Here is a 21,173-nt window from a genome sequence, read left to right on the forward strand (position 1 = left end):
CGTGGGGCTGCGCTTCGAACTGGACCCGGCGGTCACCCCTGCCCTGCGGGACGGGGTGGTCGCCCTCTGGGTGGACGTCTCGAACGCGGGCGGCTCCGTCGGCTTCGTGCCGCCGGTGACCGCCGGCGACGTGCGCCCCGAACTCGTGAAGCACTTCGTCGCCATGGCGGAGGGCCGCACCCGGCTCCTGGTCGGCCGGGACGAGGAGGGCGGCGTCGCCGCGACCGCCTTCCTCACGTTCAACACCCACCGGCTGATGAGGCACTGGGTCTGGCTGTACACCGTGATGGTGCACCCCCGGCATCAGGGCAAGGGGTACGGCCGGGACCTGCTCGCGGCGACGGAGGAGGCCGCGGGCTCGCTCGACGGCGTCGAGGCGATCCGGCTGACCTGCCGGGGCGGCGAGGGTCTTGAGCGCTTCTACACCTCCTGCGGATACAAAGAGGTCGGACGGGTGCCCGGTGCGATCCGCGTCGCGCCCGGCGACGAACGGGACGACATCACGATGCTGCTGCCCCTCGCGTTCCGCGACTGAGGCCCCCGCGCTCCGCGGCCGAGGCCCCCTCACTCCGCGGCCGAGGACCCGCTGCAAGATCGCCGCCCCGGCGTGCTTCACTGGACAGAGTTCTTTGGGAACATTCGGAACGGAAGAGTGGATTGAGATGTTCCGCTACACACTGATGCGCCTCGGTGTCTTCGTGGGCTGCCTCGGGGTCGTCTGGGGCCTCGTCTACTCGGGCATCGCCCCGCGCGGCCTCGGCGACTCCAACTACATGTGGGTCGTCCTGCTGGCCCTGGTGATCTCCGCGCCGATCAGCTTCGTCGTCCTGCGCGGGGAGCGCGACCGTGCCTCGGCCCAGGTCGTCGCCCGCGTCGACCGGGCCAAGGCCAACCTGGAGCGCAACCGCAGCCAGGAGGACGCCCTGCTGGACGAGACCGCCCAAGGCGCCCCGAACCAGGCCTCCTGACACTCCTGAGCGCCCGGCCCGGCGGCGGCCGATCGTAGGCTTGGCGCATGGGTGCTGTGAAGAACAAGCGGATGCCGCGCGCGGTACGCGAACAGCAGATGCTGGACGCGGCCGTACGGACCTTCGGGCAGCGCGGCTACCGGGCCGCGTCGATGGACGAGATCGCCGAACTGGCGGGCGTGTCCAAGCCGTTGGTGTATCTGTACCTGAACTCGAAGGAAGACCTGTTCACCGCGTGCATCCGGCGTGAGGCCAAGGCGCTCACCGCCGCCGTCCGCGCCGGTGTCCACCCCGGTCTGCCCGCCGACCGCCAACTCTGGGAAGGGCTGCGGGCGTTCTTCACCCACACCGCGGAGAACCCGGACGGCTGGGCCGTGCTGCACCTCCAGGCCCGTACGCACGGTGAGCCCTTCGCCGCCGAGGTCTTCGCGATGCGCGAGGAACTGGTCCAGTTCGTCACGCAGTTGATCGTCGTCGCCGCGCGGGAGGCGCACCGCGACCCGTCGCTGCCCGCGCGGGAGGTCGCCGGGCTCGCCGAGGCGCTGGTCGGCGCCGCCGAGTCGCTGGCCGCGTGGGCCAACGCCACCCCGGGTGTCTCGGCCCGGCAGGCCGCCGCCACCCTGATGAACTTCGCCTGGGCGGGACTCGGCACCATGATGCAGGGCCGCCCGTGGTCCCCGCCGGCCACGGGGATCCCGCCCCAGTCGGCCGGGGAGGTCTGACACGCCCGGCCGGTACGCAGGTGCGGGACGTGTGGGACGTACAGGATGTATGGGGGGTACAGGATGTGCGGGGTGCGGGGGGTGTGCGGGATTCTCCCCGTGCCGGGTCAGTTCTGGCCCCAGCGGCGCAGTGCGGGAGCGACCTTCTCGCGGCCCACGCGGTAGAGCGACTTGGCGCCGCCGCGCGCGGCCCGGCGGACCACCGCCCGCAGCGGGCCTCCGCCGCCCCCGCCCGGCCCGAGGGTCAGCGGCCTGCCCTTCTCGTCGAGGCCGTTGCGCTCCAGGATGCCGCCGAGATACGCCCCGGCGCGCTGCGGCGAGTAGTACGGCCGCAGCGCGGGCAGCCGTCCCGCCGCGCCGAGCGCGGCGACCCGGGCGCGGGCGGCGCCGTACGGATCGGTCTTGCCGATGCCCTGTCGCGCCGCCCACGCCGGGTCGACGCGGGGCAGCGCGCCCGCGTCCAGGTCGTCCCAGGAGGCGAGGCAGCCGGAGTGCACGAAGTAGTGGTTGCCGTGCGCCTCGCGGACCCCGAAGTCGGTGAGGATCGCGGTCGGGATGCCGCGGTGCATCGACTCCAGGGCGGCCGTCGAGCTGACGGTCACCAACAGGTCGGTGTGGTCCAGGACTTCACCCATGTTGCCGTAGACCAGCCGCAGGTTGGCCGGGACCGGTTCGGCCGTCTTCTCGATGAGCAGCTGGTACGGATCGGCCTCGACGTGCGTGGTGTGCTCGCCAGGCAGGCTGCGCAGTTTCATCAGCACCAGCCGGTCGGGGTGGCGGCGCGCGTGGGCCGCTGCCCGCTCCAGCAGCTTGAGCCGGGACTCCCGGCCCTTGGGCACCGACGGCTGGACGGCGAAGGTGAGCGTGAAGGGCCGTTCCGTGGACGGCACGTACGGCTCCCCGCCGAGGAAGGGCAGCGCGCACTCCACCACCGAGTCCGGATCGACGCCGACACTCGCGAAAGCCGAACGGAAGCGGTCGGCGTCGTACGCGCTGTTGGCGAGCACGAGATCGGTGCCGGCCCGGGTCATCAGCCCGTCGACCATCTTCTCGTACACGACCCCGACATACCCCGTGACCGTGACCGGCCGTCGCTCCCGCCCCTCCCACGCGATCCCCAGGCCGTGGGTGAGCGCGAGGGTCGTACCGCCGACGGTGGCCAGGACGACCACGTCGGCGGCGGCGAGCTCCTCGTCGTCGACCAGTTCGGCCGCCGTGACCTCGCGCCGGGTGTCCGGCACGATCCCGATCTCCGTGAGCTGGCGTTCCGTCGGGGTGGCCCGGGTGCGCAGGAAGAGGGCGTCGAGGGCGTGCTCGGGAGCGATCTGCCGGGCGACGGACGCACCCCACTTCCAGCGGGTGTCGGAGTCGGCGACTACGGCGATACGTCTGGGGGGCATGGTTCAGGAGCCCTTCCTGGCAGCGGTCGGGGGAGTGGACCGAGGCTAGGAAGGGTGTCTGAGGGTGGGATGAGGGGCTGCTTGAAGGCGCCTTGGGTCACTGGGTGCGCACTGTGAGAGTTTTCTCAACGTGCCCTTACCATCAGGGAGTTGATGACAGCAGGGGTCCGCGACAGGGTCTCCCGCCATGCGGTGTTCGCCCGAAGTTCACTCACTTCCCGCGCGAAGTGGCCGGATGTCGCCTGCCAGATGGACCCGGTCGCCGGTTCGGAGTGCGAACGACGGGCCCTTCGCGGCGTACGTCACCGTCCCCGGCAGCAGCACCGGCGCCCTGAACTCGGCCCGCACCGCCACCGCTTGCTGCGGTCCGTACTCGGCGAGGCAGCGCGCGACGGTCCACATGCCGTGCGCGATGGCTCGCGGGAAGCCGAAGAGCCGGGCGGCGAGGGGGTGCAGATGGATGGGGTTCCGGTCCCCGGAGACGGCACCGTAGCGGCGGCCGACGTCCTGGGCGAGGCGCCATTCGGCGACGGCAGGCAGCGGCTCCGGTCCCTCGGGTGAAGGGGCCGGCGGGGCGGCCGGTTGGGCGGTCGGAGAGGCGGTCGGAGGGGTGGTCGGCGGGGCGTGCTGTGGGGACCGGTCCAGGTTCAGGGTCCGGTCCTCGTTCCGGTCCTGGCCCGGGTCCTCGTCCCGGCCCTGGCCCTGTCCGACGTTCTGGCTCCCGTCCTGGGCCCGTCCGACGTCCTGGCCCTCGCCCCGGTCCCGTCTCTCGTCCTGGCCCGGGTTGCCGCCCCGGGGGCGGTGCCGGGCGAGGTAGGTGCTTCTCGACTCCCATACGAGTGTGCCGTGAACCCGTGCCTCGGTCAGCACGGTCGCCTCCGTGCCCCGCCTGTGCGGTGCCAACTTCTCGACCACTACTCCGAGTTCGTACTCCGCCGTCGCGGCGGGCTCCTGGTGCTGGGTGATCTCGATCGACGTGTGCACCAGCCCGAGCAGCGGCAGCGGGAACGCGCGCCCCGCCATGATCCGCATCGCCAGCGGAAAGGCGAGCACCTGCGGATACGTGACCGGCAGGGCGTCCGCACCGGTCGCGAACCCGCAGACCCGCTCGTACGCGGCGAGATGGGCGAGGTCGACGCGTACGCCGGAGAGCCCGAGCCGGGTGGCGGGGACGGGTGCGTCCGGGTGGGGACGCTTGAGGGGGGAGAGCAGGGCGCCGCGGGCCAGCAGCGGAACGAGCGAGGGGGGAGTGGCGAGGGTGTGGGTCCGGGACTCGGGGCGGACGGGAGGCTGAGTGCGCATCGAGGTCTCCAGGCGGGTGGGGAGGTGCGGCTCTCGGTGTCCCGGCACGGACACGAATTTACTCCGGAGTAAGTTACCCGGGGTAAGGGTATGTCAGGGCAGAGGGCGGGTCGAGAGAAGTCGCGGCAATGTCCTGAAGGCGGACCCCCGGTGAGGGGGTGCGGTGACGGGTTGGGGGGGCGACAGGGCCTCCGGGAGTTGCCGGGGGCTGTCGGGGTCGCCCGGAACCGTCGGAAGTGCCGGGGCTGTCGGTGTCGGGCCGGGGAAGCCACAGCTACCCCGGGTAACCCGCACCTTGCCTGCCGCAAAGCGCCACAAACCCCACACTTCGGCGCCGTAGGATCCCCGTCTCACCGGGTTGTCGAGACCCCTGAACCCCCCACTCCCCAGGGCCGTATGAGGATGCGCGCCCCGCGCTCCTCCGCGTCCGCACACGCCTTGCACCCGCCCCGGCCTCCGGCCGACAAGGAGCCGCCCCGTGTCCAGCCCGTACTCCCCCGACTTCGTTCCTCCGCTCCCGGAGCCCGAGATCAGGCGGCTGGACGGTGTCGTGCGCGAGGTCGCGGTGCCGCCGATCGCGGGGCAGGTGACGCACGGCTCCCTCGCGGACATCCCCTTCGACAACGCGGCCGCCGCCCCGCTGGAGCCGGTCCTCAGCCGGAAGACGCCGGACGGTGACGGCTGGACGGACGTGACGGCCGCCGAGTTCGCCGCCCAGGTCCTTGCCGTGGCCAAGGGACTGATCGCGGAGGGGCTCGTGCCGGGCGACCGGATCGCCATCATGGCCCGGACGACGTACGAGTGGACGCTCCTCGACTTCGCCGCCTGGGCCGCGGGCCTGGTCACCGTGCCCGTCTACCCGACCTCCTCCGCCTTCCAGACCCGCTGGATCCTCCAGGACTCGGGGGCCGTCGCGCTCGCCGTGGAGTCCGTCGCGCAGGCCGCGGCACTCGGCCCCGAGCGCCGGCACATCCCCGATCTGCGGCACATGTGGGTCTTCGAGAAGGGCCATGTGGAGCGCCTCGCGGAACTCGGCCGCGACGTCCCGGACCAGGAGGTGGCCGTACGGCGCGGCGTGCTGGGCCCGGACACGCTCGCCACCCTCATCTACACCTCCGGCACCACCGGCCGTCCCAAGGGCTGCGTCCTGACCCACGGCAACTTCTTCACCGAGGTCGACAACGCCGTGGAACTGCTCTACCCGATCTTCAAGGCCCGCAGCCAGGACCCGGCCTCCACGCTTCTCTTCCTCCCCCTCTCGCACGTCTTCGGCCGCATGGTGGCCGTGGCCTGTCTGCGCGCGCGGGTCAAACTGGGCCACGCCCCGAGCCTCCAGACCGAGGAACTCCTCGCGGACCTGGCCTCGTTCAAGCCGACCTTCCTGCTCGCCATCCCGTACGTCCTGGAGAAGGTCTTCAACACCGGCCGCGCCACGGCCGAACGGATGGGCCGCGGTTCGTCCTTCGACCGGGCGGCCCGGATCGCCCAGAAGTACGGCGAAGCGGTCGAGGCCAAGCAGCACGGCACCGGTCCCGGTCCGAGCAGGAGCCTGCGCGCGGCCCGCGCCCTCTACGACCCCCTGGTCTACCGGCGTATCCGCAACGCCCTCGGCGGCAGGGTCCGGCACGCCATCTGCGGCGGCTCCCCGCTCGGCCGCCGGCTCGCCGCCTTCTACGCGGGAGCCGGAATCGAGATCTTCGAGGGGTACGGGCTGACCGAGACCACGGCCGCCGCGACCGTCACGCCCCCGCAGAAGCCGCGCCTGGGCACGGTGGGCCGGCCCCTGCCGGGCACCCGGGTGCGGATCGCCGCCGACGGGGAGGTGCTGCTGTGCGGCGGTCACGTCTTCCGCGGCTACTGGGACCCGCACGCGGGCGGTGTTGTCGACGCCGCGCCGGACGGCTGGTTCGCGACCGGCGACATCGGCGAACTGGACTCCGGCGGCTACCTCGCCATCACCGGCCGCAAGAAGGAGATCCTGATCACCGCGGGCGGCAAGAACGTCGCCCCGGCGCCCCCGCAGGACTGGCTCCGCTCCCATCCGCTGATCGCCCAGTGCATGGTCCTGGGTGACGGCCGCCCGTTCATCTCGGCACTCTTCACCCTCGACATCGAGGGCGTCACCCACTGGCGCCGGATGAACGGCAAACACCCGGTCCCCGCCGAACTCGTCATGGACGACCCCGAGTTGCTGGCCATTCTGCAGCGCGCCGTCGACGAGGCCAACAGTTTCGTCTCGCGCCCCGAATCCATCCGCCGCTTCACCGTCCTGCCCGTCGACTTCACCGAGGAGGCCGGCCATCTCACGCCCTCCATGAAGCTGAGGCGCGCGGCGATCGAGAAGGACTTCAGCAGGGAGATAGAGGCCCTGTACGCCACGTAGGCGGGCCCGCGCGGAGAAGGAGAAAAGGCAGGAGCCCCGCGACCGGCTGGCGCGGGGCTCCTTGGGTACTGCTATCCGTTCCGGATCAAAGCATTGGGCTCATGGAGCCGAAGGCTTAGAGCGGGGTGACGTTCTCCGCCTGCGGGCCCTTCGGACCCTGCGTGACGTCGAAGGAAACCGACTGGTTCTCTTCGAGAGAGCGGAAACCGCTCGCGTTGATCGCGGAGTAGTGGACGAAGACGTCCGGGCCGCCGCCTTCCTGGGCAATGAAACCAAAGCCCTTTTCGGCGTTGAACCACTTCACGGTTCCGGTAGCCATAAGCCCTCCTTGGGCCCAAAGGGTTGCCCTGCTCCAGAACCTGCGATTGTGTAAACAACTGCATACGTCTGAAAACGACGAGAGCCCGCGGTCACATGCTCCGCAGGCTCTGTACTGCAAGGGAAACCAAACTGCAACTTGCGGCGAGCCTAGCACGCAGGCAGCCGAAAGCAATAGAGGCAAAGATCACGTCATCCGGACGGGTGGCCCGCGCGGCCGAGGGGTCTGACGTGCGTTGACTCCGAGGTGTCACACCCGTTGACACAAGGGGTCGGGACGGTTTCCATCAGCACACGCCGACCCTGGAGCGGGCACCGCGCCGCATGGGGTCTAGCCTCGCGATGTGGACAATTCTCGCACCCGGCCGCGCGTCGGCCACATCCAGTTCCTGAACTGCCTGCCCCTGTACTGGGGGCTCGCGAGAACGGGCACGCTCCTCGACTTCGAGCTCACCAAGGACACCCCGGAGAAGCTCAGCGAGCAGCTGGTGCGGGGGGATCTCGACATCGGGCCCATCACGCTCGTCGAGTTCCTCAAGCACGCCGACGACCTCGTCGCCTTCCCTGACATCGCGGTCGGCTGCGACGGCCCCGTGATGTCCTGCGTGATCGTCTCCCAGGTTCCCCTCGACCAGCTCGACGGCGCCCGCGTCGCCCTCGGCTCGACCTCGCGCACCTCGGTGCGGCTCGCGCAGCTGCTGCTGGCCGAGAAGGTCGGGGTCCAGCCCTCGTACTACACCTGCCCGCCCGACCTGAGCCTGATGATGCAGGAGGCCGACGCCGCCGTCCTCATCGGCGACGCGGCGCTGCGCGCCAACCTGCTCGACGGGCCGGCGTTCGGCCTCCAGGTGCACGACCTCGGCGCGCTGTGGAAGGAGTGGACGGGCCTGCCGTTCGTCTTCGCCGTGTGGGCGGCCCGGCGCGACTACCTGGAGCGCGAGCCGCTCGTCACCCGCAAGGTGCACCAGGCCTTCCTCGCCTCCCGGGACCTCTCGCTCGACGAGGTCTCCAAGGTCGCCGAGCAGGCGGCCCGCTGGGAGGCCTTCGACGAGTCCGTCCTGGAGCAGTACTTCACGACGCTCGACTTCCGCTTCGGCGGACCGCAACTGGAGGCCGTACGGGAGTTCGCCCGCCGGGTCGGCTCGACCACCGGGTTCCCGGCGGATGTGAACGTACGGCTCCTTCAGCCATGAGGCGCCGGCCGTCCCGGTCCCGGTAGTTTCGGGGCCGGGGGCGCGCACGGCACTACGCTGCTGGGCAGTGTGTACGGGGGAGGGGTGAGCCGTGAGTGCCATGCAGCCGCTCGGAGCCGACGAACCCACGGTCGTGGGGCCCTACCGGCTGCTCGGCCGGCTGGGGTCCGGCGGCATGGGGCGCGTCTATCTGGGACGCAGCGCGGGCGGGCGTACGGTCGCGGTCAAGATCGTGCATCCGCACTTCGCGCTCGACGAGGAGTTCCGCGCCCGCTTCCGCCGCGAGGTCGACGCCGCGCGGAGGGTGGGCGGAGCGTGGACGGCCCCCGTCCTGGACGCGGACCCGGAGGCGCCGGTTCCCTGGGTCGCCACCGGCTACGCGGCCGGTCCCTCCCTGACGGCCGCCATCGCGGACGGCGGCCCGCTTCCGGTCCACTCCGCGCGCGTCCTCGGCGCCGGTCTGGCCGAGGCGCTCACGGCGGTCCACGCGCTGGGCCTCGTCCACCGTGACGTCAAACCCTCCAACGTGCTGCTCACCCTCGACGGCCCGCTCCTGATCGACTTCGGGATCGCCCGGGCCACGGACGGCACCGCCTCCCTGACCTCGACGGGAGTCTCCGTCGGCTCCCCCGGATACATGTCCCCCGAGCAGATCCTCGGCAAGGGAGTCACGGGAGCCGCGGATGTCTTCTCGCTGGGCGCGGTCCTCGCGTACGCGGCCACCGGCGAACCTCCCTTCCCCGGCGACTCCTCCGCCTCCCTCCTCTACAAGGTGGTGCACGAGGAACCGCGACTCGACTCCCTGGAAGGCGAGTTGCGCGAACTGGTGGCGGCCTGTCTGGCCAAGACGCCCGCGGCGCGGCCCACTCCGGGCGAGGTGGCCGGCCGGCTCGCACCCCAGGGGGCCGCCCGGCTGGTCTCGGCGGGCTGGCTACCGGGTTCCCTGGTCGAGCGGGTGAGCCGAAGTGCCGTACAGCTGCTGAATCTTGAGGCGACAGGGACCGCGGAGGCCACGCCCTCCGGGCCGGTGGGGTTCAGCAGCCCCTCGGTGGAGGCCGGCCGGGTCTCCGGGAGCGATGCCGGGGCCGGGTCCGGCGGGATCTGGTCCGGCGAGGTGGTGTCCGGTGGGGTGACTCCGGGCGAGGTGGCCGGAACGGCGGAGTCGGCCGGAACGGCGGGGTCGGGCGGGGGTTTCGGGCCGCCTCCGCAGGGCTTCGGGCCGCCGCCCCCGATGCCCACGTACGTACCCGGGCAACGCGAGAGCGGGCCCTCCCCCGGGCCCCAGGACGTCGTGCACCGCGAAGGGGCGCCGGAACAGCGGCCGTACGACCGTCCCGGAAAGGTCTCGGTCAGCGTGGCGGCGACCTCCGCGCCCGGGGCCGACGGGCGTGGCCGCAGGATGAGTTGCACGGTCGCGCTGGCGGTCGCCGGAGCGCTGGCGGCGGCGACCGTGGGCTCGGCGTTCCTCTTCGACCTGCTGCCGGGCGGCGGCACGACCGACGAGAGCGGCGCGGTGGGCGGGACTCCGTCGGCCCGGGGGAGCCGCAGCGCCCCCGCCACGGGGCCGTCGGTCGGCGCGAGCACCCCGGAACCGGGTTCCACGGCGAGCGCGCCCGTACCGGGCCCGACCGAGAGCGCCCCCGACAAGGGAGGGCAGCCGTCCGTCCCGGCCTCCTACCTCGGCACCTGGGAGGGCGACGGCCTCGGCCTCAACGGCACCCTGCCCATGGGCACCTTCCGCGTCACCGTCCACCAGGCGGCCGTGGGGCAGGAGTTGGGGACCTTCCGGCAGACCGACCAGATCGGCGGCATCTGCGACGACGTACTCATCCTCAAGAAGGTGACGGAGAAGCAGCTCGTCGCCACGAGCGTGGCCGCGGAGTCCAACCGCGACGTCTGCACCAAGGGCCGGCACGAGGTGCGCCTGACTCCCGTCGGCGGCGACCTCACCTACGACACGGACAACGCCGAGGCGGGGGACCCGGTGGCCCGGATGGCGAAGGTCGGCTGAGGGCTGTCCCGCGCGACTGCCGAGGCCCGTACAGCCCTGTGGCCGTCGTCCCAGGACGACGGCCACAGGGGCGGTGGGAGTTGGTGGGCCGCAGCCGGTGGCGGTGGGGCCTCAGCCCTTCTGCCCGGGCGTCTGCTTCATGTTGTCGACGATCGCGCGCCCGGTGATGGCGCTGATGCCGCGGACGGTGCCGGGCTTGATGACGACCCCGTCCTGAGTGACCGACTTGACCTGCACGGTCCGCTCGCCGAGGAAGACGTGGGTCTTCTTGTCGAAGATCCACTCCTCGCGTTCGCCGCTGGTCTCGTCCAGCCGCGCCACCGCGACGCCCGAGCGGCCGAGCGCGTCCTTGGCGTCGTTCACCACGACCACGCCCGGGATCTTCGCGGCGGCCTTGAACAGGGCCGAGTAGAGCTTCGCGGGCGGGTAGCTCTCGACGAGCAGGTCACCGATCTTGGTGAACGCCTCCTGGTCGGGGGTGTTGCCCTGCGTCGCGGTCTCCTTGTAGATCAGCTTCAGCAGCGCGTCGGGGTCGGTGGTCATCCGGGCCAGGTAGTCGTACGAGGGGTGGTTCAGGCCGGCCTCGGGGGTGTCGCCCCGCTCGTCGGGCAGGCTCAGCGTCTCGCCTTCGGAGCTGTCGTTGACGGCCGCGTCGACCAGCCGGCCCTTGGTGCCGTCGGCGGACTGCCAGAGCTGGCGCCGGTGCAGCGCGTAGCTGGCGAGGCTGCTCCTGTCGCCGACCGTCTTCACGAAGGTGTCGGCCGTCTGGGACTCGATGTAGACGTACTGACCGGGCGCGACCGTGGGGTGGGTCTGCTCGGCCGCCGCCAGCGCGACCTGGTCGATCAGCTGCGGCAGGCCCTTGGTGGTCGTGGCGCCGACGGGGATGACCGCCGCGGGTCCGGTGGCGAGACCACCGCTGTGCACGCCGCTGTCGATCAGCAGCGTTCCGGCGACGACCGCGGCGGTCAGCGCCATCGCGGGCAGCACGAAAGCCGGGCGCAGCAGGCGGAGTCCTCGGGGCTTCGGCGGGGTGGGGGCGGTCTTCGTGGTGCTCGCGTCCCGCTGGGTGTCCTGCTGGATGTGGGCCATCAAACGCTCCTTGTGGAACTGGTGACGGCCCGTCGGGAGCTCGCGCGCAGTCTGTGGGAGGAGAGGCGCGCTCTCCTCCCACTCGGCCGGACTCTGCCGGGACTGGGTCGCCTTCATCGCTTTCCTTCCGATACGGGCCGGATCGAGTGGATGTGTTCTCCTCTTGTCTGTCGATCCGGCGGGCCGAGTTCCCGATTTCCTCGTACGGGTTTTCCGGCGCGTTCTTCGGCGGGGTGGTCCGTGTGCGGGGCCTGCGCCGCCCGGGCGGCAGGTCGGCCGCCGAGTTCGGCCTCGGTGAGTTTGCGCAGTCGGGCGCGGGCGCGGGAGAGGCGTGAACGCACCGTTCCGACGGCGATGCCCAGTGCCTCGGCCGCGGCCGTGTACTCCAGCCCCTCCCAGAGGCACAGCGTCAGGACCTCGCGCTCGGGTCTGCGCAGTGCGGCGAGCGCGCGCAGGGCGGCGGCGATACGCCGTCGGTCGTCGAGCCGGCCCGCCACCTCGTCGGCGTGGTCGGGCAGCGCCGTCTCGGCCTCCGCGGCGGCGTTCGCCGCGGCCCGGTAGCGCCGGTTGCTGCGATGGTGGCCACGGGAGACGTTGGTCGCCACGCCCAGCAGCCACGGCCGCAGGCTGCCGCCCTCGGCATCGACCCGGTCACGCAGCCGCCACGCTTCCATGAAGGTCTCGGCCATCACGTCCTCCGCCGCGGACCAGTCGGCGGTGAGGCGGAAGGCGTGGTTGTACACGGCGCGTGCGTAGCTGTCGTACAGCTCGGCGAACGCGCTCGGATCCCCGGCCCGTATCCGGGTACGCATGTCAGTGCTCACCTTCATTAACTGCCGATCCGCGCACCTCGGGTTCCCGTGATCCGCGTCACACGGGGGGCAGGGTCTTCTCGCGGGCGTTCGCGATCCTGATGAGCACGGTGATCAGCGCGGCGGCGACGAGCACCGTCGAGAGCAGGCCGACGGCCCAGACCCAGGGGTACTCGACGTGGACCCAGCAGGGGTTGCCCCTGGAGTAGCACCCGGAGTCCCAGTCCCGTCGGTGCTTGGGGCGGAAGCTCGCGAAAAAGACCACCGCCCACACGAAGAAGGCGGCGACTCCGGGCAGGGAGCAGGCCACCCAGCCCAGCGAGCGGAGAGGGCTCCTCTTCCAGTCCATCCGAGTCAGGGTCGCGATCATGGCGGCCGACCCGAGTGGCAGGAGGGCACCGACACCGGCCGCGAAGCCGTATCCGCCGCCGGGTGAGGCGGGGGCGACATCGCCCCAGAGCTCGGATCCCCAGGTCCCGACAATGAGTGCGAACCCGACGAACGCCGCCATGGCGGCCAGCAGGAACAGGCAGCCGAGGAACGACTCCCCTCGGGGCGTCTTCTTCTTCACCTGCTGCCACGCGGACGGCCGCCGCCGCACATGCTCGTAGCGCAGCGCCGCCCCCGCGGCCCTGCGCCGCTCGGGCTTCGCCGATCCGCTCACCGGACCCGCCCCTCTCTGCCTCTTCCGCTGATCCGGATTCCTTGCCCGATCCGCCGGGTCACATCGGCGTGGTCACCGTCAACGGCTCCCCGTCGCCCAGGTGCAGCAGGCCCTTGCCCGGGGCGACCGGGCCGCCGACCATGCTCCGGTTCGTACGGATGCCGATCAGCTCGCCCGCGGAGGAGTCCTGCGGGGAGAGCAGGATGCCGCGGCGGCCCTTCTTCATCTCGACCTGCCAGCCGGAGAACCCGCTGCACACGTCTTCCTCGTCCCCGGCGATGACCAGTCCGAGACCGCGTTCGGTGCCGCGCTGCACGATCCGTTTGAAGACAGTCTCGGCGTCGCAGTCCTCCAGGACCTCACCGTCGTCGACCAGCACCACGATCGGCTCCTGGGGCGTCGCCGAGTCGATGACCTCGCGCAGCTCGTCGCTCTCGATGTCGTCCTCGCCGAAGACCTTCAACACGCCGTCCTGGCCGTCCAGTTCACGCAGCGGCGACGGACGCGGCGCGGCGACGACCAGACGTACGCCCTGGGCCAGATACGAGCGGGCCATGTTCATCAGCGTCGTACTGCGGCCGGACTTGGCCGGGCCCGCGACGACGAACGTCGGCACACCCCGGGAGAGGTCCGGGCCGAAGCCCATGATGTCGTCGCCGCCGATGCCCACCAGGCTCCACAGCCTGGAGCGGGAGGCGTCCGGGTCGCGCATCTCCCAGGCGTCGCTGAAGCCGATCCGGGTGGGCAGCACGTCGACCCGGAACGGGCGCCGGGCGCGCGGGAGTTCGGCGTCGCGGAGCGCTGCCGCCTCGCCGATCGCGGCCAGCGCGGCGGCCTGCCCCTGGCCGGTGGAGTCCTCGGTGAGCAGGGCGAACTGGGTCTCCGTGCCGTGCTCGTTGCGGTAGCCGCGACCGGGCGGGATCTCCTCGGGGATCTTGCGGGCGTTGACGCCGATCAGCGAGAAGTCGGAGCGGTCGGCGAGCCGCAGCGCGTACTTGTCCTCGGTGAGCGAGCCGATCCGGGTGGAGAGGATCTGCCGGTCACCCGTCATCACCATGTGCAGACCGACGCTCGCGCCCTCCCGCATCATCGCGGTGAGCTGGTCGGTGAGATCGCCGTGGTCGTACTCGCCGAGCGTCGGCAGCCAGCCCTCCCACCGGTCGAGCAGCACCACGATGTGCGGGAGCCGCTCGCCCGCCGGCTCCGCGGCCCGCTGCTCGCCGATGTCGGCGAAGCCCTTGTCGGCCAACAGGTCCTGTCTGCGCGTCAGTTCGCCCTTGAGGCGGGCGATGAGGCGGACCACGCGCTCGGTCTGGTTGCGGCCGACGACGGCGCCGCAGTGCGGCAGCCGGGTCAGCGCGTTGAGCGCGCCGTTGCCGCAGTCGATGCCGTACAGATGGACGTCGGCCGCCGAGTGGGTGCGGGCCAGCGAGCCCGCGATCGTCCGCAGGATCTGCGAGCGGCCGCTGCGCGGAGCGCCGCCGATGAGCAGATGCCCGAAGGAGGCGAAGTCCACCACGACAGGCCGGCGGGCCTGGTCGGCGGGCAGGTCCTCGACACCGTACGGAGCGGGCGGCAGCTTGCCCGGACCGCCCGCGAACGCGGGAACCCGGACCTCGTCGAGCAGCAGGGTCTCGGAGAGCGCGGGCAGCCAGGGGCTGTGCTGGGCCGGGATACCGAGGGAATGGTTGGCCTCGCGCACCGCGTCGACCAGCACCTTGAGGTCGGTGATCTCCTCCTCCTCGCGCTGCTCGGCCTTCGGCTTGACCAGCGCGGCCCGCCCGAGGTCCGCCCAGCCGAGCGGACCCGCCCAGGGAGCGAGCGCCGCCGGATCGGCGGCACCGGGCCGACGGCCACCGACGCGGCCCGACTGGAACGGCACGAGCGAGGCGTGCCCGAGACGGACGTACGCGCGGCCCGGAGTGCTCTTGGAGATGTGCCCGGCCTCGGGGGAGTCGATGACATCGCTCGACTCGCCGCCGTCGGTCACCCGCAGCGCTATGCGGAGGTTGGTGTTGGCCCGGATCTCCGGTGAGACGACACCGCTCGGGCGCTGGGTGGCGAGCAGCAGGTGGATGCCGAGCGAACGGCCCCGCTGGGCGATGTTGACCAGACCCGTCACGAAGTCGGGCAGGTCGCGCACCATGGACGCGAACTCGTCGATGACGATGAGGAGTCGGGGCACGGACGCATGCGAGGGATCACGGCGTACGAGGTCCTGGTAGTCCTCGATGTCCTTGGCGTCGGCGGCGGCGAGGATGTGCTCGCGCCGCTTGAGTTCCGCGCCCAGTGACTCCAGTGCGCGCTCGACGAGATGGGCGTCGAGGTCGGTCACCATGCCGACGGTGTGCGGGAGTTTGACGCAGTCCTTGAACGCCGAGCCACCCTTGTAGTCGACGAGGACGAACGTCATGTTCTCGGGGGTGTTGGCCACGGCCAGCGACGCCACGATGGTCTGCAGCAGCTCCGACTTGCCGGAACCCGTCGTACCGGCGATCAGACCGTGCGGGCCGTCGCGGCGCATGTCGATGCCGAACGGACCGTCGTACGACTCACCGATGACGGCCGTCGTGGACTGCCCGCCCAGCCGCCAGCGCGCACTGATCGCGTCGCCGGTCGGCGGCTCCAGTTGCAGCACGTCGAGCAGCCGACTGGCCCCCGGGAGGGCCGAGTCCTCGGTCTCGCCGCTGATGTCGCGCAGCGCGGACAGGGCGCGGGCCAGCCGGGAGCACCAGGCCGCCGACACGAAGTCCGGCCGTACGTCCCGTACCCGCGCGAGGCCCGTTTGCTGGACACGCAGCCGCAGTTCGAGCGCCTTGGGGGCGCCGGTGGCGGAGTCGTCGGCCTCGGTGGCGTGCCAGGCGTGGAAGGAGGGGAAGCCGCCCGGGGCAGCCGGCGCGGTCCTGATGGTCTGCTGCCCGGTCGCGTGTTCCTCGGGCTTCGGCTCCGCGATCACGATGGCCTGGCACTCGCCGGGCAGGAACCGCTCCTCGGCGTCCAGACAGATCGCGTACATGGACATGGCCGGGCCCTCGCGCAGCAGCCGCACCACCCCAGGCATGGACCGCAGCCGCCTGGAACCGTCCCAGACGACGATGATGTCCGGGTCGCCGAACGAGGCCTTGTTGCCGTTCTGCTTGGCGGCTTTCTGGCGGGCGTCGAGGAGTTGGGTCAGCTCGCCGATGCGGGCGCCGACGGTCTCGGCGTCCGTGCCGATGAGGACGTTCGCGTCCTGGGCGCCCGCGGGCCGGCTGTGCGGCAGCCAGCGGACCCAGTCCCAGCTGTCCTGGCCGCTGTTCTCCGTCAGGACGTAGAACTGGACGTCCAGCGGGCTGTGCAGCACCGCGGTCTGCGCGACGGCCCAACGGCCAAGGGCTTGGGCCGAGTCACCGGGCCCCGCGATGCCGATGACACCGCGCTCGCCCAGCGGGAGGGCGACCGGCGCGTCCTCGATGGTCCAGGTGACCTGGCGCTTGTGATCGTCCTGCTCCGGGTCGTCGAGCACGACCTCGGACGGCAGCCGGCCCGTGCCGACCCGCAGCAGCAGATGGTCCGCGTCGGTGCGCCGCCGCTCCCACAGCCGGGTGCGCGGCCCGGTGCCCAGCGACAGCACGGTCGCCGGATCGGGGACCGCCGCTCGCCGGTCGAGCCGCTCGGCGAGCAGCGCCTCCTGGGCGTCCTTCTCGATCCTGGCCTTGTGCTCGTTGTACTCCTTGACCTGCTTGGCATGGGACTTGCGCCCCTGTTTCTTGTCCATCAGGTAGTTGCCCAGCATGATCAGCGGGCTCATCAGAGCCATGATCATGTAGTACCAGCGGCCGAAGACCAGCACCATGACGATCGCGCTGACCAGCGGCGTCAGCGCCATCAGCCAGGGCAGCGGCCGGGCTTCGTAGTCCCGTACGGGATTCGGCAGCCGGAACTTCGTCTCGCGCTCCGGTGGATGCAGGCGCGGCGGCCGGTTGTAGTCCAGCCCGGCGCCGTCGTCCGACCACTTGAGCGCCGCGTCGGGCGGGGTGTAACGGTCCAGTTGGAGAAGAGTGTTGCCGACGGCGACTTGGCTGCCGAGCGGCCACGTGTCGTCCTCGCGCTCCGCGAAGGACTCGCCGTCGAGGCTGACACCCTGTTTCTCCCCGCCCTTTTCCTCATCCCTCTTTCCGTGTACGGCGACACGGCAGGTTCCGTCCGTTGCAACTGACAACGTCAGTGCCCTTTGCGGAAGTTCGGGATCGTCGACGCGGACGTACGACGCCGCCCCGGAGCCGATGTCGTACCGGCCGATCCCGAGCCGGTGCACGGCACCGGCCGCCGGACCGCCGGCGACCCGCAGTTCGACCAGCCCGGTCGGCTCTCCGGGCAGGCATCCGGCGGGGTCGTGCAGGCTGACGACGGCACCCTCGCGCAGCGGTGAGGTGCCGATGGTCGCGCCCGGATCGACGGGATACCCGTCGACGTACGCGACCGGCGCACCGCCGCCCGCGGCCCCCTGGTGGTGCCCCAGGGGAATGATCTGCGCGCCACCGCCGCCGTAACCGACGTGCTCCGCCAGCTCCTTGGCGATGTCCCCCACCGAGGACTCGGGATCCGCATCGAGAACCACGTCGGCGGTTGCCCCGCCGAGCGGGTCGACGACGGTCAGAGTCAACCGCACGCTCGTCCTCCCCCAGACAACCCGAGGCCGCTTCCGGAACGCCGGCCACAGTGCTCTCGACGATAGCCGCTCACCGCTTCCCGCAGGCAACGGCCCGTGTGAGGGAACCACGAAGGCCCGTGCCGCACACCGTCCTTGGTGCGGGCTCGTGACAGAACCGGGGTGTGCTCCTGCAAGCGCCGTAAGTAAGCTGCTTGCTCGACGCGGACGGTCGCACCATCCGCATCAGGAGCCACGGGGGTTGGCCCTGCGGCGAGTTGAAGCATGGAGGACGCCACATGGCCGGCGGCAAAGACGCAGACATCACTTACGAGAAGATGCGGGGCGCTGCTAAGCGACTGGGCCACGAGAAGGAGAAGATGGAGGACAAGCTCCACGGCCTCGACAGCTACATCGACGGCCTCGTCGCCGACGGCTACACGACGTCCAAGGGCTCCCAGGCCTTCGACGACTCCTTCAAGGAGTTCACCAAGGGCATGAAGGACACCCTTGAGGGCCTCAAGGGCATGGCCAAGTTCCTCGAGGACGCCGCGAAGGCGTACGAGGACCTTGATGATCAGCTGGCTAAGGGTGTCAAGGGCTAGGGCATTTCGCGGCCTGCGTACAGCTTGAGTGCGATGGGGCACATGCCGTGTCCCATCGCACCGCCGTGTCACGCGTCGGAGACGCTGGACCCCTCGGCTCGCGACTGCCGCATCAGGTGCACGTGGAGTTCGCTGCGCTGGTCTTCCGTGGTCAGCATCAGCCAGGAATCGTCCGTGAAGCGGATACGCAACTTCCGGTTGTCGTGCGAGGGCAAGGGGTCCTCGATGACCGCCGTGCCTGCGGGGATCTCGGCGACGACACGCATGCGGTCCTCCCTCCGGACGGATACGCGCTTGGGCGGGGCCGCCAGCACGATGCGGCCCTCCGTCAGGACGACGAAACGTTGGTGGTGGGAGGAATGGCCGTACCAGCGCAACAAGAACTGGCCGGCGGCCTTGTTCCAGTCGCCGTCGAAAGCGGTGTCGAGACCCTGCTCGGCGATGGCCTGGTCCCGCCTGTCGATGTCCAGGTCCTCGGCGCGGGCACGGTCGCGTTCCTCCCTCGTCGACAGGAGGCGTTTGAGGACTTCCTCGCCGGAGGCGAGAAGGCTGAACAGCATGGCGATGGGCATGAACGGCGCGACGAGTACCGCGCCGAGCATTCCGAGCGGTCGCAGGAACGCAGGCCGCAACGGGCCTCCACCGGCGGCCTGGTGCACGTCCGGGGGAGGCTCTGGAATCCGGCCTATCGCGCACCACGCACCGGCGTCCGGAACTACGCCGAGGCGGTTGCGTGCTGTGCGGTCGCTGCTCCTGGACAACGCGTCCCACCTTCCTCGCTGACTGCGGGGCGAAGTATCGCAGCAGTGTCTCATGTTCACGATGGGGGAATTAGTCAATGGGTGACAAGACCGCTTACGACCTGGACCTGATCAAGGACTGTTCGCGTTCACTGGGCAAGATCCACCGCGAGTTCGAGCAGCACGGAAATCCAGCGGACGGTTACAACGACTCACTCGGACACAGTGGCTTGAAGGACGCATTCGACGATTTCGGCGGCACCTGGAAGAAGACACGCAAGAAACTCATGAAGGAAATCAAGAAGCTCGCCGAAGCCACGTCGGTCGCGGCTCAGAAGTATGAAGAGATCGACCACGAATTGGCGAAGGCCATTTCGGGAGCGAAAGGGAGCGGCAAGCAGTGAGCAGGCGATCGAGCGACTGGCCGCCCCTGTGGGACGAGGACCCGACGCCGGGCGACCCTCATGAAGTGGCGGCGCTTGGACGCAAATTGCGCCAGACCGCCGAGATGATCGATGAACAGGCCAGAGTCATCAAGGCGTTGTCGTCCGTGGACGGGTGGGACAGCGATGCCGGGCGGGCCTTCAATGAAGTGGCCGACGGCGCGGGCGACCGGCTGAAGAAAGCGTTCGAGCGGTACGACGAGGCTGCGAACGCGCTCGGGGAGAAGGTCGTCGACGGAGAGTCGACGGAGTTCGCCGGAGAGCTGCACCGAGCGCAGCAGAAGGCCGACAAGGCGCTGGCGGACTACAGGGAGGCCAAGGACGACCACGACATGGCGGAGCGGGAGGTGAAGAGGTTCACGGACAAGCATCTTGTCACTGAGATCCCGGAGGCCGACCGGCCGGAATACGAACGCTGGAAGAAGAAGCAGAACGAAGCGCTCGGCAGGATCGGCCAGGCGCGGAAGGAGGTGAAGGACGCGCGGGACATCTTCGACGATGCCGGGGATCGTGCGGCGCGCCACATCAGGAACGTCGTCCACCACGATGCCGTCCGGGACCCCGGCGGATTCATGAACTGGCTCGCCGACTGGGCGGATACGTTCTCCAATCTCTCGGCGATTCTCTCGGTGCTGGCGGTCGTCTGTGCATTCGTTCCGCCTCTGGAGTTCCTGGTACCGATCTTCGCGACGCTCGCCGTCCTCTCCAGCGCCGCGGCTCTGGCCGGTCACGCATATGACATGTCTGTGCGGGGCGGGAAGGTCAACTGGCTGAAGTTGGGCACCGATGCTCTGGGCATCCTTCCTGGGCTGGGGTCCCTCAAGGGTTTCCGGGCCTTGGTCGGCCTCAAGGGCGCTGCGAAATTGCGGGCGTTCGGGAAGCTCGGCACCTTCGGATCGTTCAGAGGCATCGCCGCTGTCGACGGGATCGGCCACAACTTCCTCAACGGCCTGAGCGTGACGCTGACGAACAAGACCTTGGCCGGGGGGCTCAAGTTGGGCCAGAAACTGGGTGTTTCCGGCCTTCCGGAAAAATTCGTTCCCATGGGCGGCAAGGAGATCACGGCCGCCATCAAGGGAACCGGCCTCGCGAGCGCCCTGCACCGGATGTTCAGCGGGGAGAACGGCGGGACGACGGGATATCAGCCGCCTGTCCAGAACCCCTCACCGGCGCCGATGCCCACACCGAGGCCTTCCCCCGGCGCCTCGCCGAAGCCCTTCCATGCCGCGCTGGCCGCATAGCCCTGTGCCGCAATGGGCACCGTTGGGCACCGTACGAGAGGAGCACGGCATACGTGAGTGACTCAAGTGATCTGGGGGAGTGGGAGTTCATCGGCCGCAGGGGCGGGGAGCCGGCACGGCTGGTGCCCGGCGACGTGATCGCCGCGGTTCCCGAGGCTCGGAGGCTGGCGGAGGACGCGAGCCGGGAAGTCGGCTTCGACCTTCTGGACGACGGGGCTGTACTCCGGATGCTGCGGCTTCGGCATCAGGACGAACAGGAGATGTTCAACGCCGGTTTCCGGACCGGGGTTCCGCTCGCGTTCGTCGGTTTCGGAGCCGCTGTGTACTGGGGCGGTGTGGCGCAGTACTGGGAGTCGAGCAGAGCTCAGCTGGCCTATCTCGCTGTGACCGGCGCTGCGGTGATTGTTCTGCTGGCTCTGTGGATTCGAGCCGCGGCCACGCATTGGGGAGACCCCGCTCGGCAGAATCTGCGGGCGAGGGCTCGGAAATACCGTGACGTAGCCCATGTCGCCCGCAAAGGGGGAGCGGACATTCCGGCGCACTATCCGCACTACGGTCCGTACCCTTTCGCCGCCACGTACCGTCCACACGCTGGTGAAGTGCGTTTTCCTGATGAGGAAGGTCGGTCGTGACAGCAATGTCTGTTGAG

At 70.5% G+C, this 21,173-nt stretch carries 18 protein-coding genes; 10 read left to right on the forward strand and 8 right to left on the reverse strand.

Annotation, left to right across the window (positions count from 1 at the left end; genetic code table 11):
• The first annotated feature begins 1 nt into the window (after window position 1).
• The 3 genes from ACIQRL_RS33965 (at window position 2) to ACIQRL_RS33975 (ending at window position 1,690) form a co-directional block, all read left to right on the forward strand.
• On the forward strand, window positions 2–535 hold the full coding sequence (locus ACIQRL_RS33965) for a GNAT family N-acetyltransferase (protein WP_401338791.1): 534 nt from the start codon (window positions 2–4) through the stop codon (window positions 533–535).
• Window positions 536–662: 127 nt separating this feature from the next.
• Window positions 663–968 (forward strand): DUF4229 domain-containing protein, encoded by a 306-nt coding sequence (locus ACIQRL_RS33970; protein ID WP_401338794.1) that lies wholly within the window; start codon window positions 663–665, stop codon window positions 966–968.
• A gap of 47 nt (window positions 969–1,015) precedes the next feature.
• Entirely contained in the window at window positions 1,016–1,690 is a 675-nt protein-coding gene (locus tag ACIQRL_RS33975; RefSeq protein WP_401338796.1) for a TetR/AcrR family transcriptional regulator, read from the forward strand.
• 107 nt (window positions 1,691–1,797) lie between these two features.
• Here ACIQRL_RS33975 and ACIQRL_RS33980 read toward each other — a convergent pair whose 3' ends face one another.
• Window positions 1,798–3,090 carry a DUF6716 putative glycosyltransferase gene (locus ACIQRL_RS33980; RefSeq protein ID WP_401338799.1) on the reverse strand — a complete coding sequence of 431 codons (1,293 nt, stop codon included), beginning with the start codon at window positions 3,088–3,090 and terminating at the stop codon, window positions 1,798–1,800.
• A 207-nt stretch (window positions 3,091–3,297) separates the two neighbouring features.
• Window positions 3,298–4,392 carry a MaoC family dehydratase gene (locus ACIQRL_RS33985; protein WP_401338802.1) on the reverse strand — a complete coding sequence of 365 codons (1,095 nt, stop codon included), beginning with the start codon at window positions 4,390–4,392 and terminating at the stop codon, window positions 3,298–3,300.
• A gap of 478 nt (window positions 4,393–4,870) precedes the next feature.
• Here ACIQRL_RS33985 and ACIQRL_RS33990 point away from each other — a divergent pair, with 478 nt between their 5' ends.
• Window positions 4,871–6,775 (forward strand): AMP-dependent synthetase/ligase, encoded by a 1,905-nt coding sequence (locus ACIQRL_RS33990; RefSeq protein WP_401338805.1) that lies wholly within the window; start codon window positions 4,871–4,873, stop codon window positions 6,773–6,775.
• A 115-nt stretch (window positions 6,776–6,890) separates the two neighbouring features.
• Here the strand turns inward: ACIQRL_RS33990 and ACIQRL_RS33995 are convergent, their stop codons facing one another.
• Window positions 6,891–7,094, reverse strand: a complete 204-nt coding sequence (locus ACIQRL_RS33995; RefSeq protein ID WP_010986243.1) for a cold-shock protein — start codon at window positions 7,092–7,094, stop codon at window positions 6,891–6,893.
• Between the two features lie 343 nt (window positions 7,095–7,437).
• On the opposite strand from ACIQRL_RS33995, the gene ACIQRL_RS34000 reads away from it, so the two are divergent.
• Both ACIQRL_RS34000 and ACIQRL_RS34005 read left to right on the forward strand, forming a co-directional pair.
• Entirely contained in the window at window positions 7,438–8,286 is an 849-nt protein-coding gene (locus ACIQRL_RS34000) for a menaquinone biosynthetic enzyme MqnA/MqnD family protein (protein WP_401338807.1), read from the forward strand.
• 100 nt (window positions 8,287–8,386) lie between these two features.
• Window positions 8,387–10,297 carry a protein kinase gene (locus tag ACIQRL_RS34005; RefSeq protein ID WP_401339031.1) on the forward strand — a complete coding sequence of 637 codons (1,911 nt, stop codon included), beginning with the start codon at window positions 8,387–8,389 and terminating at the stop codon, window positions 10,295–10,297.
• 111 nt (window positions 10,298–10,408) lie between these two features.
• Here the strand turns inward: ACIQRL_RS34005 and ACIQRL_RS34010 are convergent, their stop codons facing one another.
• The 4 genes from ACIQRL_RS34010 to ACIQRL_RS34025 are packed head-to-tail and all read right to left on the reverse strand — an operon-like array spanning window position 10,409 to window position 17,516.
• On the reverse strand, window positions 10,409–11,506 hold the full coding sequence (locus ACIQRL_RS34010; RefSeq protein WP_401338809.1) for a CU044_5270 family protein: 1,098 nt from the start codon (window positions 11,504–11,506) through the stop codon (window positions 10,409–10,411).
• Entirely contained in the window at window positions 11,503–12,201 is a 699-nt protein-coding gene (locus ACIQRL_RS34015; protein WP_401338811.1) for an RNA polymerase sigma factor, read from the reverse strand. The genes ACIQRL_RS34010 and ACIQRL_RS34015 overlap by 4 nt, the downstream gene beginning before the upstream one ends.
• A gap of 58 nt (window positions 12,202–12,259) precedes the next feature.
• On the reverse strand, window positions 12,260–12,865 hold the full coding sequence (locus ACIQRL_RS34020; RefSeq protein WP_401338814.1) for a hypothetical protein: 606 nt from the start codon (window positions 12,863–12,865) through the stop codon (window positions 12,260–12,262).
• A gap of 58 nt (window positions 12,866–12,923) precedes the next feature.
• Window positions 12,924–17,516, reverse strand: coding sequence for an FtsK/SpoIIIE domain-containing protein (locus tag ACIQRL_RS34025; RefSeq protein WP_401338816.1), 4,593 nt, complete (start codon window positions 17,514–17,516; stop codon window positions 12,924–12,926).
• Window positions 17,517–17,794: 278 nt separating this feature from the next.
• On the opposite strand from ACIQRL_RS34025, the gene ACIQRL_RS34030 reads away from it, so the two are divergent.
• Window positions 17,795–18,100 carry a WXG100 family type VII secretion target gene (locus ACIQRL_RS34030; RefSeq protein ID WP_081218742.1) on the forward strand — a complete coding sequence of 102 codons (306 nt, stop codon included), beginning with the start codon at window positions 17,795–17,797 and terminating at the stop codon, window positions 18,098–18,100.
• Between the two features lie 68 nt (window positions 18,101–18,168).
• Here the strand turns inward: ACIQRL_RS34030 and ACIQRL_RS34035 are convergent, their stop codons facing one another.
• Entirely contained in the window at window positions 18,169–18,732 is a 564-nt protein-coding gene (locus tag ACIQRL_RS34035; RefSeq protein ID WP_401338818.1) for a hypothetical protein, read from the reverse strand.
• Window positions 18,733–18,938: 206 nt separating this feature from the next.
• Here ACIQRL_RS34035 and ACIQRL_RS34040 point away from each other — a divergent pair, with 206 nt between their 5' ends.
• From ACIQRL_RS34040 to ACIQRL_RS34050, 3 genes are read left to right on the forward strand one after another with little or no spacing between them, the layout of a single operon-like run.
• Window positions 18,939–19,244, forward strand: a complete 306-nt coding sequence (locus ACIQRL_RS34040; RefSeq protein WP_401338820.1) for a hypothetical protein — start codon at window positions 18,939–18,941, stop codon at window positions 19,242–19,244.
• Window positions 19,241–20,524, forward strand: a complete 1,284-nt coding sequence (locus tag ACIQRL_RS34045) for a putative T7SS-secreted protein (protein ID WP_401338823.1) — start codon at window positions 19,241–19,243, stop codon at window positions 20,522–20,524. The genes ACIQRL_RS34040 and ACIQRL_RS34045 overlap by 4 nt, the downstream gene beginning before the upstream one ends.
• A gap of 53 nt (window positions 20,525–20,577) precedes the next feature.
• The gene (locus ACIQRL_RS34050) at window positions 20,578–21,156 is read left to right on the forward strand and encodes a hypothetical protein (RefSeq protein WP_401338825.1); all 579 of its coding nucleotides are present in this window, start codon (window positions 20,578–20,580) and stop codon (window positions 21,154–21,156) included.
• Window positions 21,157–21,173 lie beyond the last annotated feature (17 nt).

It is taken from the genome of Streptomyces sp. NPDC091209, assembly GCF_044757755.1.
GTDB lineage: Bacteria > Actinomycetota > Actinomycetes > Streptomycetales > Streptomycetaceae > Streptomyces.

Excerpts from the sequence above, each read along its gene's own strand:
- ACIQRL_RS33970 (WP_401338794.1), top strand. The coding sequence starts at position 663 with ATGTTCCGCTACACACTGATGCGCCTCGGTGTCTTCGTGGGCTGCCTC.
- ACIQRL_RS33975 (WP_401338796.1), top strand. The coding sequence starts at position 1,016 with ATGGGTGCTGTGAAGAACAAGCGGATGCCGCGCGCGGTACGCGAACAG.
- ACIQRL_RS33980 (WP_401338799.1), bottom strand. The coding sequence starts at position 3,090 with ATGCCCCCCAGACGTATCGCCGTAGTCGCCGACTCCGACACCCGCTGG.
- ACIQRL_RS33985 (WP_401338802.1), bottom strand. The coding sequence starts at position 4,392 with ATGCGCACTCAGCCTCCCGTCCGCCCCGAGTCCCGGACCCACACCCTC.
- ACIQRL_RS33995 (WP_010986243.1), bottom strand. The coding sequence starts at position 7,094 with ATGGCTACCGGAACCGTGAAGTGGTTCAACGCCGAAAAGGGCTTTGGT.
- ACIQRL_RS34005 (WP_401339031.1), top strand. The coding sequence starts at position 8,387 with ATGCAGCCGCTCGGAGCCGACGAACCCACGGTCGTGGGGCCCTACCGG.
- ACIQRL_RS34010 (WP_401338809.1), bottom strand. The coding sequence starts at position 11,506 with ATGAAGGCGACCCAGTCCCGGCAGAGTCCGGCCGAGTGGGAGGAGAGC.
- ACIQRL_RS34015 (WP_401338811.1), bottom strand. The coding sequence starts at position 12,201 with ATGCGTACCCGGATACGGGCCGGGGATCCGAGCGCGTTCGCCGAGCTG.
- ACIQRL_RS34030 (WP_081218742.1), top strand. The coding sequence starts at position 17,795 with ATGGCCGGCGGCAAAGACGCAGACATCACTTACGAGAAGATGCGGGGC.
- ACIQRL_RS34040 (WP_401338820.1), top strand. The coding sequence starts at position 18,939 with ATGGGTGACAAGACCGCTTACGACCTGGACCTGATCAAGGACTGTTCG.